Here is a 15,451-nt window from a genome sequence, read left to right on the forward strand (position 1 = left end):
ACAAAAAATGGAGCGGACAACGGGATTCGAACCCGCGACCCTTAGCTTGGGAAGCTAATGCTCTACCAGCTGAGCTATGTCCGCGCCACCGATAGCACATTATAAACGTGGAACCTTCTTTTTGCAACACGCCCTACCCCACATTCTAAAAGAATGGATCTCATCGTTAATAATATAACACTCTTATATTTAAAATCGTTTTTATCTTTTATATATTTCACTTTTTATTTAAGGACCACTCTATCTACCAGAAATGAGCCATCTTAAGAGATATTTTTCTCTGATTACCTCGATTAGAAAACTCTGTTTCAATTTTCCCTTCTATCATCCAATCATCCGCAAATTGTTTTTCCCCTTTTAAAGATAGGAGAAGCCAGTCTCTGCTTTGTTCATTACCCTTTACAGTAAAATAATTAGAAGGAGCGCCTGCAAAAGCAACTAGGAGATCTGGATTTTCTCCAGATAATACACGTTTATAACCTGCAATAAATTGACAATAGCTATCATTAGTCCTCTTTGCGAATTCTAACCCTATAGTACCGGTTGAATACGTATTTGTTAAGCTTTTAACCTTCTGCGAATAAATTCCTGCTCCACTTTCTTCATATCCATCTTGCCAATACTTAGAAAGGACGAATGAAAAAAATGGATGAACATACCAATCTTCGCATTCCCCTTTAGAAGAAGACCATCTTGAATGAATTCCAAACTCTACATTTTTACTGTCATAATTACTTAAAGCTTCAAGCCCTAAACTTGAAATATTACGGCAAAGATCATACTTTTGCATTCCACCAGCAATATATGTCTGTAGATGAAGAGAATCTTTTTGGTAGCTTCCATATAATCCCAAACGCCAGTCTTCTTCATCACCAGATGTGAATAAGCCGTCTACTGAGCCTTCTCCGTAAGCAAGCATCTTTCCAACATGCCAATATTGATTAACCTCGTTATCTCTTCCCACAACAACGTTGAAGGTTTTAGTTCGCAATTCACCTAATCCCAGCCTGGAATCACTATCAAGTTTCTTACGACCATTACTCAGTTCTCCCCACCATGAAGAATTTATACGCCGTGATGAAAAGGAGGTTTGCCCCAACACTTCATTCAAGGGAGTCATTGTAATTAAACAAGCTTGTGCCCCCCCGTAAATTTCCTCATACGCTCGACGAGCTTGTTTATCTGATAAATTATAAAGAGGATCCAGCTGCCTCTGAGTAGAAGAACCTTCGAAAGTTATAAACATCTCTTCCAAACGAGAGGCTGTATCATTTTGAATAGGCGTTAAATGCGCCAAAGAATCAAGAGAGGCAATTTTATTAATAAAAACCACTGCCTCATGTGTATCGTGAACTGCTTCTGCCTCTAAAAAAGCGGAAAAAAGGTTAGGAGCAAAAACTCCGGAAATGCCGCTGCTTGCTCGTAAAAATTGATAACGGCTATTGGGACGTAAAGCTGATTGGCTTAAAGGACGAACAGTAGTCCCATCAATATCTGCAGAACCATTAACTACGAGATGTCCATTTTCCAGTGCATCTACCGCTACTTCTATAGCACCATCGCTTTCTAGGTTTCCTCTTATTGTTAAAGTACCTGGCTGATTCATTTTCCCAGGGCGCAATGTACCATGGTTAATCATATTACTTTCAAGAACACCACTTCCTGATAAGGTTCCTTCTGCTTCGCTATAGACATTAGCAACAACTGAACCGTCTATTTGTAGCTCTCCTTCAGAAACAACACTGACTCCCATATACGAATTATCTCCCGTAAGAACAAGTGTTCCTCTACCAGTTTTGTTAAGTCCGACAGGTAACCCTGCTAATGTCCCCGTAATAGCCCTTTTTTCTCCTATGTCATTGCTCCACACGCTATAATACCCATGAGTATCAATAGAGTAGAGAGCTTGAGCAATACCATATTGGATGTTTATATCGTGGGAAGATAGACGTCTGGCATTAAAAAGCCCAGGACCACGGACAGCCTTCCCCACATCTAGCAAGCCTTGTCCAAAAACTGCCTCTCTTTGAACATTATCGTAAATATTCATATGCGGTTCTACCCAAGCTAGCCAATCATCTGCTGTCAGAAAATAGCGTTTCAAAAAGTCAGCCGCCTGATAGTAATCGCGCAAATCCTGCTCTATTTGATCTGGGGAAGGACGAACATTTTCTAAATAGAGCAAATTTGCACCTCCTATAAAAGGCCGATAGTTTTCATCATATTTTGTAACAAGACTGAGTGTATATCGCGGCAAATCAAAATGATTATTTGCAGTGGAAAGAACAACATCAACCAATTGTTTTCCATTCATATAGGGAAAAGCCTGCTGCACCAAACCTAAAGTTGCACTTACATAAGGAGCTGCCATCGAGGTTCCACTCATATTTATATATCCACTACCTGTACCACCAGAATAAGCAGAATTGATATCTACACCTGGAGCAGCAATGCTATTTTCTTCAACCTTTTGAGCCAGATTTGAAAAATTAGCAACAAAAGCGGGATCACTTGTATTTTTACTGGGATCAAAGGCTACGACACTTAAGGTGTTTCCCGCTAGTTCTGGAAAATAATATGCAAGTCCCCCCTCATAACAAGGACCAAGGTGTCCATCATTTCCTGCAGCAAAAACAAGCACTTTATCGTAATCCAAAACCATTTTTCTAAAATAATCAGAAGAAAGAGGATTCATGGAAATATATTTATTTATATTATTTATTCTATCTTCCTCTGTTTTAACGTCATCAAGATAGAATTCAGAAAAAGTTCCCCAACTATTATTTATAATCTTCGCGTCTTCAATAAGATACGTTTTAGGATACAGATACCCTAATTCGTTGTCAGAAAAAGAAGTGCGTAAAGAGACTACCCCTGCATCAAAAGCCAATCCATGCATTCCTATATTATCTTTATTAGCAGCCATTATTCCCGCAACATGCGTTCCATGATCATTTTTATTCCAATCCCATGGATCCATCGAAATAGGGTATTCCAAATGAGGATTTTTCCCAAAAAATTCCGGATGACTAAAGAGAACTCCGGTATCAGCCAGCGCTAATGTGATCCCTTTGCCTGTAAAACCAAGCGCATAGGCATCTGCAGCGTGAATAGCATCCAAACCGGTGCTATTCCAATATTCCCATGTTTTAAAATCATCAGCTGTTGAAGCTTCAACAAAAGAAACATAAAAAAACAGGAGAAATAGAGGCAAAAATATGCAAAAAAGAAAATAAGTCCACAAACGTTTGAACACAACAATACTCTCCTTAAATTAAATAGAAATCTCTCAATCTTCTCTGAATTTAATCTTACTGTATTCTATATGTTTCTAAATAAAAATTAAAGCCAAAGACAAAAAACTTGTCCTTGGCTTTTAACTTTATTCATATACATCGTTAGCTATACGTTACTTATTTTACTGTTGCTATTAAACCTATTGTGTCAAAATATTGACCATTTTCAGCTTTCATCATTTCTATATCCCTCTTGGCATATGGGTTATCACACTCTAGCCAATCTTCCCATGCCTTTTTGTGGCAAGATAAAGACAGACTTTGTTCTATTTTTATCTTCATAGACTCTCTCCATAAAGCATGCCACCAACTTCTTGAATAAAAATTCATATCTTCTTCTTGCCAATAAGGCTTTAAGACCTCAGGAACATCATTAAAAAAATCTTTTTTCAATCCAGGAATGGCAACTGCTATAATGCCATCTTTCTTAGTCAAAGGAACTATATACTCGTCTAAGAAGCCCCTTTTTGCACCAAAATAGTGATATGCGTCTACACTAATAACTACATCAAAGAAACCTTTAGCATAGGGTAATTCATGAGCATCTGCATGGATTGGAATAATTTTATGGTCAAGCTGAACAGATTTAAACCGTTCATAATTATCTGTTGCATCAATCCATAGATCTGTAGCAAACACTTCTACATCGTATATTCCTGCTAGAAAAATTGATGTTAGACCCATACCGCAACCCAAATCTAAAACACGCATCCCTGAATGTAATTCTACTGAAGCTAAAAGCTCTTCAAGAATTCTGACACAATTTGGTCCCATCATGTTTTGAAGCAAGAATTCCCTAGTAAACAAATCTTCTCTTTTGGTTTTCATTTTTGCATTCCTCTCTTATCTGTGGGGTTGTTTCTTTATACCATCTATTGAGTAAAAGAGAGACCTCCTTCATGTTTCTGAAACAAAAGAGAGCCACAAGATTTAATCTCATGGCTCTCTTCATCAAGAGTTACATTCTTTACGAGGAATATAAATATATTCTCCTTCAACATAGTTTTGAAGAATATCTAGTAAACCTTTTGGCAACCGCTCAGATGCCTTTATATAGCCCACAATGCTCCCTCCCAAATCGTTATTCTATCTATTTAGGACTGAGCAAAGGCTATTCCACGTTTACGATTTGTTTATGCAATAGCCTTTGCTACGCATAACAAACCGAATCCATCATAATAATACAAATCTCCCCTTTTAAATAATTTGTGTTAATCAACCATAATTATACTTTACTTAGAAACAAAATGCTTCTACGTTCTTTGTTGACATGAAGAAGACTCTTAAACTTTAAATTTTTCAATGACGCTTTGCATCTCTACTGCCAACTTAGATAATCCTTCACTAGACGAAGCTATTTCTTCCATAGAAGCCAACTGTTCTTCAGTGGCCGCTGAGACATTCTGTGCTTCATTTGCCGCGGTTTTGCTCAATTGATCAATCTCTTGAGCTGAACCTACAATTTGCTGACTACCCGCAGACATTTGTTCAATAGCCTTTGATATTTCTATAACTTGGCGAGATACTTCACTTACTAAAAGCGAGATTTCCCGAAAGGATTCTCCTGTAGCAGAGACAACGTCTGCACCTAATCTGACTTCCTTCGTACCAGTACTCATAGCAAGAACGGCATCATCTGTGTCTGACTGAATTTCGCCTATTAAATCAGAAATTTGTTTGGTCGCTTTTTGGGCCTGTTCTGCCAACTGTCGAACCTCTTCCGCTACTACAGCAAAACCACGTCCATGCTCTCCTGCACGTGCAGCTTCAATAGCAGCATTAAGAGCTAAAAGGTTTGTCTGATCAGCAATGCTGTGAATCGTATTGACAATCTGTCCAATTTCCTTGGATCGATCACCTAATTTTGAAATGACTCTAGCGGAAACATCAACAGTTTCTTCAATTCTATTCATTTGACTAACAGCTCTTTCGACAGCTTTATCACCATTCTCAGCACTGTTAACCGCTTGTTTTGATTGAGAAGATACTTCATTTACATCTATAGCTATTTGTTGGATGCTCGCAGATATCTCTTGAACGACATCAAAAGTATTTTTTGCTGCATCACGCTGATCTTTAGCTCCTTGTGCCATTTCTGTAATTGATACAGCTACTTGATTGGCTGATTGAGCTGATTGCTCTGAACTTAACGATAGCCGTTCAGATGCGCAAGCTACCTCTCCTGATAGATGCCGCACTTTTGAGATAATAATTCTAAGATTACTTAAAAATTGATTCACTGCTTTCGCCAAGTCTCCAAGTTCGTTTTTACTGTCTATCTTAATCTCTTGCGTTAAGTCTCCACCTTTTTGAGCAAGTATTGAAAGTTCTTGTTGTAAAACAAAAAGAGGGCCAGTGATTTTTTTAGAAAACCAATATGAAAATAAAGCAGAAATCAAGATAACAACTACTCCTATAATAATGTTTTTTGTCGCAACATTATTTATAAAAGCTAATGCAGAGCTTTTTTTCTGAACCATAACTAAATTCCAAGGAGAAGAATTTCCTGGCATTGGAACACTTCTATAAGCACAAAAATAGGCATCACCATTAATATCTGTATACTCTCCTACTCCCGTTTCTCCGTTAATAACTTTGTTAATAATGTTTTTTAATGTCGCAGAAATAGCAAAATCAACTTCTTCTGTCAATTCATTTCCTTTTATATCTCTTAGAATATGACCTTGGCTGTCTTTTTTTAATATTATTTTTTTCTGTGTTTTATAATTAAATAACTCTGCAACTTGCTCCTTATCTGGGTGAGCCACAACAATACCCTCACCATCTAAAAGATATGCGTAACTACCCGCTCCAAAGTTATATTTCTCCACCATTTTTTGAAGTGTACTTGTTTCAATATCTGCCATCATTACGCCAACTAGCTTATTTTCACGATACATTCCGTTTACAGCCGTAGTAACGGCCATATTTCCAGCAACAGAATAATAAGATTTTGTAATATAGGATTTCTTTTTGTTTATAAATTCTTTAAACCACCAACGATCAGCTCGATTAGCTAAAGCACCACTCGACCGAGCTGTTTGATCCCCATTAAGAGTATGACTGGCAAGAAGCTGAAAAAAAGGATATCGTTTCACCATATGTTCCAATATACTTTTTTTATTTTCTTTATCGCCGTTGACCATGTCTCCATTTATGGCAACTTGTGCATTAAGGTTATAAGCATTCTGCATAAACTGAGCTATATTCGCAGCTAAGCTTTCAGCTAAAATTGCATTAGTCTGTTGGACATTCTTTGCGTATCCAGAAGATATCAAATAATAACTAACGGAAAGAGACAACACTATTGCAAAGATTACCAATGTGCAATTTATGAGGATAAATTGATGGCGAATAGATTTAAACATACATAGCTTCCTCCCTTTAATTTATGATAATTAGTGAAATGTGGTTGTCATTTAGATGTAATCAAGATATATAGACGTCGTGTAAAATACCTCCTAATGCATTCAGAATTCTCTTTACCAAAAACATTAAAAATTCAAAATGCTATTTTATAATAAAATTCAAAAAAAAGTCACTTAGAGTTACATCTAAGTGACTTTAACAAGGTAATAAACTCTCTTTAAATAACGTTTGCTTTTATCGGATTAAGTCTACTTCTCTAAAACCTCCATCGACAGCCTAGGGAGACTCCCCAATCCTTACTGGTGGTGTCGCCCCACGATCTTTCGGCATCAAGGTAGATCTGGTAATTCGGCGTGTCCTTTACAAATCCAAAACCCGCTACCACCTGGTCTCCTTCAAGAGTCGTCTCAAAACCTGTGCCATCCACCCGAACCGTGCTGTCTCCCTCGAATTCCTGTATCCAGCTCACCTTCCCGTATAGCTGCTGGCTGCCTCCTGATTCGCAGGCTCTCTGTCTACCGAAGACGCCACCAACTCGAAGCTGAAGGGAACGGCTTCGATCTGCCTCTACATGAAGACCATTCTCGCTGATGTAATCGGCGCTTCCCGCCCAAAAGCCTGAGACCTCCATCTGCGGTTCCACAAAGTAACCATCTCGCGTATCGATGTGTCTGCCAACTTCTGCTGAGAGTCCGAATCCCCTGTTCTTAAAAGAACCTTTATCGTAAGAGCCGCCAAGTACCGGGGTGGTAAAACTATGATCGAAGCTGTTGTATTTGCCGATAATATCGAGATAGAAACCGTCATCTCGAAGCCAGCTCTGGTAGAGCCCGGCATAGATGCTTTCTGTATCTCCTGAACCTCCGCTGGTAAAGCTGTTATCTGCTTCGGCATATCCCAAAACAAAACCGGTAAAGCTCTTTCCATTTTTGTAACTTCGGGGACGGTCCTTCCCCACTTCTATGCCATGAATCTTCTGATCGTAGTCTGTTCCTCCAGATGGGCTTACACTGTATTTCGTTGCGTAGGTCCGTGCCCAGATATCGCCGCTGTTCTGACTTCCCATGCGAAGTTCACCCATACGCTTCTTGATGTCATTCATTTCGCTGTACCAAAGAGAATGAATGGCCGCACTTTCGTTCATAAGGCCACGAACCGGCGTCGATGGCGCATAAGTATTGTAGAGATAATAGTCTCTCTCATCTAACCCACTATGAGTAGAAGACAAGGCCGAACCTTGTGCCACACCGAAACGATAGATACCGATATCACTACCTCCGTCAAAGGTAGCCGTGTTGGTAGCACTGTCTCCGATGTCGACAACCTTTACAACACCACTATTCCCCTCGCTGTTGTTCACAGCCACATAGTGATTGCCACTGGCACTGTTTTCAATATAGACACGGTCAGAAGTGCCGGCATGTAGGTCGGAATTGAGATGGAAGGTGCCGTTGTTACCGGAAAGGTTGCGGACTGTCAGTGTTCGGTACGTGTCTCCGGTTGGGGCAGTAAAGCGGAAATGACCGGAACCGAAGATGAGATTTGTAAGGTTGGAGTCGCCCGGGGTTGTCCATGTGGCGTTGCTGTTGAGAATAATGTTGCCTGTCGATGCACTACCTACTCTTGTTATGCCATAAAGCCAACTGCCATTTTCCGCAACAATATTAATTGTACTTCTATCATACAAACTTCCATAAGAGGAGTTGAAAAGCATCTCACGTCCAATAATAGATTGACCATCAACCCTAACTCTAATCTGCCCCTCATATAATGTCTCAAAAGCAATTCCTGCCGACTGAATAGCAACATTATTTAAGGAGGCTATTCCCCTAGAAGTAGCCATCACAGCATGATTTTCATTCCCCATTGTAACAATGTTTCCATTATTCATGGTAATAGTTCCTTCCATTACGGCAAGAGCCTCACTAGACGATGAATTGTTATTAACAACAATGGAAACATCATTCAGTACAATCGACGATGAGGCATTCTCCACATGGGCGCCGTCTCCCCCTAAACTTGTGATATAGAGACTGCCTCCATTCATGGTAATCATGCCTCCAAAATAACTACCAACACCGTGACCATAAAGCCCCAAATTCTTAATAATAACGTTGTTAAGCGTAATGCTGCCATTATCTCGAGCATATGCACCACGGCCGCGTTCCATGCCTGTTTCAGTACTCCATACAGTAATCGACAAATCATTCATCGTAGCAGTTGTGTTCGAATTCTTCACGGTGAGTGCACTGCCAGTATTTGTAACAATATTGTCAGTGACCATGTGAGATTGCCCATCATCAAAAAGTAGTGGCCCGGTATCCGCCAAGCTCTTCGATATCCCAGGTACCATAAGCAATGTCCAAAGCGCGCAAAAAGCTAACAAGCAGTACCTTCTTCGCCTTATCATGAAGGCCTCCTAACGAAATGACATAAGTTTATTTATTTTAAACATATACAACTAAGTTAAAAATACGTCTAGATTTTATTTTAACATGTATTTTTTTATATCGTTCCAGAATAGAAAATCGCCTAGACGGATGTCTCAGGCGATAATATAATATCTATATTAAATTTAACGAACATAAAATCTTTAATGTAACTCAATTTAAAATAAACAATTGAATTGATTATTTATAATTCTACCGTAACAAAGCACTTATCATCATTCCATAACGTTTTTCGAACAGAAAAAGTGGCACTTGGTTTAATGCCCTTAATCATCGCTTCTATCGGTGAGAGGCAATAAATTTGACATGGGCTACTTGCTCCCATTTTTTTGCACATAGAGCACAAGATACAGCTCATATTTACTGCAAAAAAGCCATTTTCAATATCTTCACAATTCCAACTGGCACAACCAAACAAATTTTGAACATTTACAAATGCTTGTTTAGGATCTTGAACACTAAATTTCTTAGCCAACATCGCTCCATTTTTCATTTGTTCATTGCGCTTTTGTCCCATGATTTTTTCTAATATCCCCTCGTTGCTATATCGTAAGGTTGAATCAGCAAGGGCCGCAGCATAACATAGCTGTAACATCTTGAATTTTTCTTCGAGATTCATTTTCTGACCTCCATCGTTATTTTTTAAATCTCTACAAAAGATCTTATTTGGGTAGTCAAATGCAATTAATAATGAAAGGATGATTAATGTGAATAATAACCAGTCGGAAGTAAATGTAAAACTAACAAATCAAAAAGTTCAATTCAGCGGCGTATCAAAAACTAACCCTAATCATCCGATTGTTTTTGATTACCTACCCCCTTTAGGCGATGGACAAGGCTATAAAGGTCTCGAATTATTACTTATGAGTTTTGCCGGATGTGTAAGTACAACTATTGTGTATTTATTGAGAAAAATGGGGAAAAATGTCTCGGGATTCACTATTAAAGCAATAGGGATAAATAGAGCTCAACCTTTATCGCTTCAGAAGATTGATTTTGAAGCTATTTTAGAATCTAGTGATGCTAGTGATTTGGATCTTAAAAATGCTATATTACAAGCTGAAAAATTATCTCCCGTATGGGTAACATGCAAAAACGATATTGAAGTTAATACGAAATCCAGAGTAATAAAGGTTTATTGAAATCAAATTTTTTTAACAACAAGCGATCTTATTGTATGTTTCTTTTTATAAAATCATGAATATATAAATTTGATATTTGGGTTTGTTTTGAATTGTACCACTCTGCATATTTATCCATGAAGCCATGCAATGCTTCCAATTTGAATATCTCTACATTAGACTTTTTTCGAAGCTCCCCGACGATATTGTCGACATTAAAAGAATCTTGCTCTGCAAATAGCAAAAGAGTCGGACAAAATGGCTGCAGAAAAAGGTAATCACGTATACGAGAACCGTAACAACATATAATTCCGTTACACTTCACGTTCTCACAACATCGCCATGCGATAGTTGCTCCTATACTGAATCCAATAATAAAAATTTTTTCATAATTGAGCGCTAAGTGCTTTATTAAACTTTCAATTTCTTTATAAACGTCAAAGCCTACATTGCTAACAAAATATTCATACGCATCATGGGTCTCTGCATATGAAAAATTGTCGCGTCTCAACATATCTGGACAAAACACATCAAATCCTTGCCCATGAAATTCTGCACACACGTCTTCAATGAAGTTATTTAAACCATATATTTCGTGAAGAACAATAATTGCCATTGTATTATGACTTTTATATTCGTACATTCATTAACCTTTCAAAGCGAAGTAGAGATTAGAGCAACTTCGAAATAGATATTAAAAGAAACTCACAATACAAGCATATCATTCTCGTCAAATGACCAAGAAGGATTATATGCAACCTCCCAATAATAGCCATTTGGATCGATAAAATAACCGCTATAACCACCCCAGAAAACTCTTTGCGGTTCTTTGGCTATAGTTGCTCCTGCTTTTTTTGCAAGATCCATAATTTCATGTACCTCAGCCTCATTTTTCACATTGTAAGCTAAAGTAATTCCTGCAAAACCAGAAGCGATCTGTGGCGGATTCATCTCATTGATATCTTCAGCTAGAAGTTCCAATGGATATAATTCGAATTTTGTTCCGGTAGTGTTAAAGAAAATAACTTTCGGTTCATCTTCTGTTACATCAGTAGAAAAACCTAGCCCGTCACGGTAGAAACGAATTGACTGGGCCATATCCTTTACACCGAGACAAATAATACTAATCCTATTCACAAAAAAGCTCCCCTTTCACTAAAAACTTAAGAATATCTCTAGTTTAATATTTATTTTCTTAAATTATATCCAAAAAGCGGTAATCGGGTAGGAGGCTAAGCAACTAGTTGGTCAGCCGACCTCCCACAGCACCGTACGTACCGTTCGGTATACGACGCTTCCAAATATCCGCCACATTTACACCTTCTGATTTCGTGTAGCTATTGGGCTTTGACTTGTTATGCAGCCTTACCCTCAGAAGATTGCCTGATGTGATTCCTGTTCGTCAGACCGGAGGTTTGCCGCCAGCTTCCTTCAGATCCCACCTCGCGATAGACACCCTTGCTCTTGGCTATGTGCTTGCCGCTACAGGCCGCACTCGGGACTTTCACCCGTTAGATTGCGCCCATGCTGGGCGCACATAAAAAACTCCTAGCAAAACTAGGAGTTTTTAGAGCAGGTTATCTTTTTTGTAATAAAGCAACACTCTCCACATGACTCGAGAGGATAGCATTGACGTCCTGAGACAATTTTTGAACCTTATGTATGCGGGAACATATCAAATCTTAGCATCTTATTGAAACTTCATTAATTAAAATATTTTATATTCTCAAAATATATTCTCTACTTTCAAATTCCACATCTCCACTAAACTTAGAATACTTCCCATCCTTTAGATAGACGAACCCCATCTTTTCTAATATATGTCTAGATGCTAAATTCTTTTTTGCATGTTTTGCAAACAACTCATTTATTCCCAATTGTGATTTAGCAAAATGTATTATCTTTTCAACAGCTTCAGATATAATGCCTTGACCCCAATACTGACGCATAATAATATATCCGATTTCATACATTTTTACTTTTGGATTATAAGTTATACCACCTGATCCTATTAAAGCACCCGTCTTCTTTAATTCAAGTCCCCACGTATAGTTCTTATCGTTATAGATTAACTTTTCTTCTGCATTTAGCCACTCTTTAGTAACATTTATGTTTGTATGCATATCCCATTCCATATATTTGGTGGTCTCAGAGTCACTACTCCAATTCTTAAAGACTTCTTCTGCGTCATCAATTTTTAAAAGTCTTAATATTAATCTGTCTGTTTCTAATATTGGTGTTATCATCTCTCATATATCCTTTCTGCCCCTTATTTCAATTTATAAAAGATTGTTTGATCAACCTAATCTCTAGTGTAGGATCCCCCTATGGTTACAAGAAACTGAACTATTGTCTGAAAGAGGATTATGGGCTGATAATCAACCATAAAAAAACTTATAGGCTTTTTAAAAAGCTAAATATCTTACGACCACAGCGGAAAAGAAAACCATACAGGCCAGCAAAGTAGCTTAAATTATTCTACTCAGCTCATTGGGATAACAGCTTTTTTTAAACAGCACATGGATACAAAAAAGAAATAAGAAAGAATGTTTTTAAGATAGTTTGTGAAGTACTATGGATTACAAGGATATTCTCCATATTTAGGTAGGGTTGGAACTAATATAATTTAAAAAGAACATTTTCATAATTTTTAACATAGTATTTGATATTTTTTCTGCCTTTTTTGAATATGGTATGCCCTTCGGTTTCCAGCTTTGCCTTTTGGGCTTCAACACCTCCTGGATATTTGGGATTTAATTCACCATTAGCTTTAAGTGTTCTCCAATATGGTGTTTCATTCTCACTTCGTTGGAAACTTGCCTATGCTGCAATGAAAACAAAAATCCCAGCAGTAATCGGCTCCGTAAAATCCGCACCACTTAGCTTTGCAAAATATTCGCGTATTTCTACGATCGTAATGACATTACCATACGGCACCAAACTCATTACCTTATCATATTCAATAGGCGGAGCGAAATACAATTCTGTCCCCGCCATACTTTTCAATGCTCTTATGGTCGGTGATCGTCTGAAATTTAGGCATATCTTTGTTGTCATTTAGCATTGCATTAAAATCTTTTTTATCCTCATTGGCCATATACAGCACCTCCTTACACAAAGCATATTCTGTTTCATAAATTCCATCTACCTTCCTAAATCCGTTTTTTACATATAAATTTATAGCTGGTTTATTTATATCCACAACAAAAAGCCTTAAATATTTAGCGTTCTTCTGCTTAGTGAGCGCAGTAACATGCTTAAGCATGTTACTGCCAATTCCCCGTTTTGAATAATCATTAACTCCAAAGCGGTCAAGATATAATGCCTTGTCATGGTCATTTTCCCATTTAACATAACTTTCTCCAGAATTTGATTCACATGATGCAAACGCTGCAACTATATCATCATGCTCCTCGACCAATAAAAAAAGGCGATTATTTTCAATATCATCGCTAAAAAGCTCGCACGGATAGATTCGTCCCAAATTAGTATTGTTTCTGCTCATATTATCAATTATGTTTCCATACACTGCTTTGAGTTTCGATAAGTCTCTAATATTAGCCAATCTAAAATCCATACCAATTCACCTGCAAATTTCTGTATATCACTGCAAAGAAAGACTTTTATCTGTCCATCATTCGACCTGTTCCCACGTTTCTGCCAAACTCCAAAAAGCATCTATCCTGTACACTCGCCAAAGGCTGTTATCAATCCTGTACTATCGCGAATGGATCCGCCCCTATAGACTTTATTCCCATGAACGGGCAAAATCACAATCACAGAAATGGCTTATTTACTGTGCTTTCCGTACATTTACTCTTTTACCCTTTGACATCAAGACGACACACTCCACATGAACGGTCTGCGGAAACATGTCAAAGGGTTGAAGCTTTTCCAATTTATAACCGCCGGAATGAAGCAGAGCAACATCCCTTGCCAACGTCGCGGGGTTACAGGCTACGTAAAGGACCTTCTCTGGTTTCCATTCTAAAATCTGCTGAATAACTTTAGGGTCACAGCCACTTCGTGGAGGATCAAGGATTACAGTGTTAAAGTTTTGTTTTAAATTCGAAACGATATCTTCAGCTTTACCCTCGTAGGCAATAATATTAGAAAATTTATTTAATGCAGCATTCTTCTTTGTAGCCTCCACAGCACTTGGCCATTCCTCAATCGTAGTTAATCTCTTGAATTTTGGAGCTAAAAAAAGTGACATTGCTCCAACACCTGAATAAAGCTCCAAAGCTTCATTTTCTTCTTCTTTTTCTAAACAATCTGAGCAGAATGCAAAAAGCTGTGCAGCTTGATAACTGTTTACTTGGAAAAAAGCTGTTCCATCATAATGAATTTCTCGAGAATTCAAAATTTCTTTAAGCTCTCCCTGCCCATAAAGGATTCGAGAGTTTTGTCCTAAAATAGTGTTTCCTACTTTTGCATTTTCATTTTCTATAACGCCAACAAACGCTGCATCAGGTACTGCAAAGTTTTGCCACAATTGAGAAATCCTCTTGATTTCCGAATCAGACAAATGTTTCCGAACAACGTAACAAGCAAGAAGTTCACGAGAAAAGCTGCCGCACCTAAAAATAATATGACGTAAAATACCTGAATGCTTCTTTTCGTTATACCCATCTATATTCAATTTTTGTAAGGGATGTACAAAACGGCCATACATTTGGTTTAAAGCTGGCTCTAAAATAGGGCAAGCGTCTATAGGAATCAGGGAATGACTTCTTCGTTTAAAAAATCCTACTTCGTTCTTTCCTGAGCTGTTCTTTCGAACAGGAAAAGAAGCCTTATTACGATATCCCCACTCTTTGGGACTTGGAATACAAGAAGAAATAACATCTTCCACCGAGATATGGGCAATACGAGAAAACGCTTCTTTTACAATCTGAGTTTTTAGTTCAAGTTGCATTGAATAAGAACAATGTTGTAGCTGACACCCTCCGCACTCCCCGTACCATGGACAACGTGGAGATGTTCTCTGAGAATGTGGTTTCAAAATATTTTGAAGTTCGGTAACGGCGTAATGTTTCTTTTTTAAAATAACTCTTGCTTCAACTTCTTCCCCTGGCAACGCTCCAGGAACAAAGAAGACAAAGCCATCCCCTTCACGCCTTGCAATACCACTTCCATCACTACTTAAAGTATCAATCTTAAGACATACGCTTTCTTTCAAAAAAAGGTCATCCTTCCCCAAGAGTTTCACTCA

11 protein-coding genes, 1 tRNA gene and 1 pseudogene are annotated in these 15,451 nt (G+C 38.1%); 2 read left to right on the plus strand and 11 right to left on the minus strand.

Annotated elements, in window-relative coordinates; genetic code table 11:
- Nucleotides 1–8: 8 nt before the first annotated feature.
- The 6 genes from RBH88_RS06090 to RBH88_RS06115 form a co-directional block, all read right to left on the minus strand.
- Nucleotides 9–84: transfer RNA gene (locus RBH88_RS06090), tRNA-Gly, on the minus strand.
- Between the two features lie 160 nt (nt 85–244).
- The gene (locus RBH88_RS06095; protein WP_307879447.1) at nt 245–3,256 is read right to left on the minus strand and encodes a S8 family serine peptidase; all 3,012 of its coding nucleotides are present in this window, start codon (nt 3,254–3,256) and stop codon (nt 245–247) included.
- 157 nt (nt 3,257–3,413) lie between these two features.
- Nucleotides 3,414–4,124: a cyclopropane-fatty-acyl-phospholipid synthase family protein gene (locus tag RBH88_RS06100; RefSeq protein WP_213691931.1), complete on the minus strand. Its 711-nt coding sequence runs from the start codon at nt 4,122–4,124 to the stop codon at nt 3,414–3,416.
- A gap of 455 nt (nt 4,125–4,579) precedes the next feature.
- Nucleotides 4,580–6,664: a methyl-accepting chemotaxis protein gene (locus RBH88_RS06105; RefSeq protein WP_307879448.1), complete on the minus strand. Its 2,085-nt coding sequence runs from the start codon at nt 6,662–6,664 to the stop codon at nt 4,580–4,582.
- 257 nt (nt 6,665–6,921) lie between these two features.
- Entirely contained in the window at nt 6,922–9,075 is a 2,154-nt protein-coding gene (locus tag RBH88_RS06110; RefSeq protein WP_307879449.1) for an autotransporter outer membrane beta-barrel domain-containing protein, read from the minus strand.
- 224 nt (nt 9,076–9,299) lie between these two features.
- Nucleotides 9,300–9,734: an L-2-amino-thiazoline-4-carboxylic acid hydrolase gene (locus RBH88_RS06115; protein WP_213691260.1), complete on the minus strand. Its 435-nt coding sequence runs from the start codon at nt 9,732–9,734 to the stop codon at nt 9,300–9,302.
- 88 nt (nt 9,735–9,822) lie between these two features.
- On the opposite strand from RBH88_RS06115, the gene RBH88_RS06120 reads away from it, so the two are divergent.
- Nucleotides 9,823–10,257, plus strand: a complete 435-nt coding sequence (locus RBH88_RS06120; RefSeq protein ID WP_213691259.1) for an OsmC family protein — start codon at nt 9,823–9,825, stop codon at nt 10,255–10,257.
- Nucleotides 10,258–10,285: 28 nt separating this feature from the next.
- Here the strand turns inward: RBH88_RS06120 and RBH88_RS06125 are convergent, their stop codons facing one another.
- The 3 genes from RBH88_RS06125 to RBH88_RS06135 all read right to left on the minus strand — a co-directional run bounded on the left by RBH88_RS06125 (nt 10,286) and on the right by RBH88_RS06135 (nt 12,482).
- The gene (locus tag RBH88_RS06125; RefSeq protein ID WP_213701504.1) at nt 10,286–10,879 is read right to left on the minus strand and encodes a dienelactone hydrolase family protein; all 594 of its coding nucleotides are present in this window, start codon (nt 10,877–10,879) and stop codon (nt 10,286–10,288) included.
- Between the two features lie 62 nt (nt 10,880–10,941).
- Nucleotides 10,942–11,373: a VOC family protein gene (locus tag RBH88_RS06130; RefSeq protein ID WP_307879450.1), complete on the minus strand. Its 432-nt coding sequence runs from the start codon at nt 11,371–11,373 to the stop codon at nt 10,942–10,944.
- A 581-nt stretch (nt 11,374–11,954) separates the two neighbouring features.
- On the minus strand, nt 11,955–12,482 hold the full coding sequence (locus RBH88_RS06135; RefSeq protein WP_213701866.1) for a GNAT family N-acetyltransferase: 528 nt from the start codon (nt 12,480–12,482) through the stop codon (nt 11,955–11,957).
- A 71-nt stretch (nt 12,483–12,553) separates the two neighbouring features.
- Here RBH88_RS06135 and RBH88_RS11735 point away from each other — a divergent pair.
- A pseudogene (locus RBH88_RS11735) lies at nt 12,554–12,700 on the plus strand (IS3 family transposase); the annotation flags it as partial.
- 495 nt (nt 12,701–13,195) lie between these two features.
- On the opposite strand, the gene RBH88_RS06140 reads toward RBH88_RS11735, so the two are convergent.
- Both RBH88_RS06140 and rlmD read right to left on the minus strand, forming a co-directional pair.
- A complete protein-coding gene (locus RBH88_RS06140; protein ID WP_307879451.1) occupies nt 13,196–13,813 on the minus strand; it encodes a GNAT family N-acetyltransferase in 618 nt (205 codons plus the stop codon).
- Between the two features lie 216 nt (nt 13,814–14,029).
- Nucleotides 14,030–15,418 (minus strand): 23S rRNA (uracil(1939)-C(5))-methyltransferase RlmD, encoded by a 1,389-nt coding sequence (rlmD, locus tag RBH88_RS06145; RefSeq protein WP_307879452.1) that lies wholly within the window; start codon nt 15,416–15,418, stop codon nt 14,030–14,032.
- Between the last annotated feature and the right edge of the window lie 33 nt (nt 15,419–15,451).

It is taken from the genome of Aminobacterium sp. MB27-C1 (assembly GCF_030908405.1).
GTDB lineage: Bacteria > Synergistota > Synergistia > Synergistales > Aminobacteriaceae > Aminobacterium.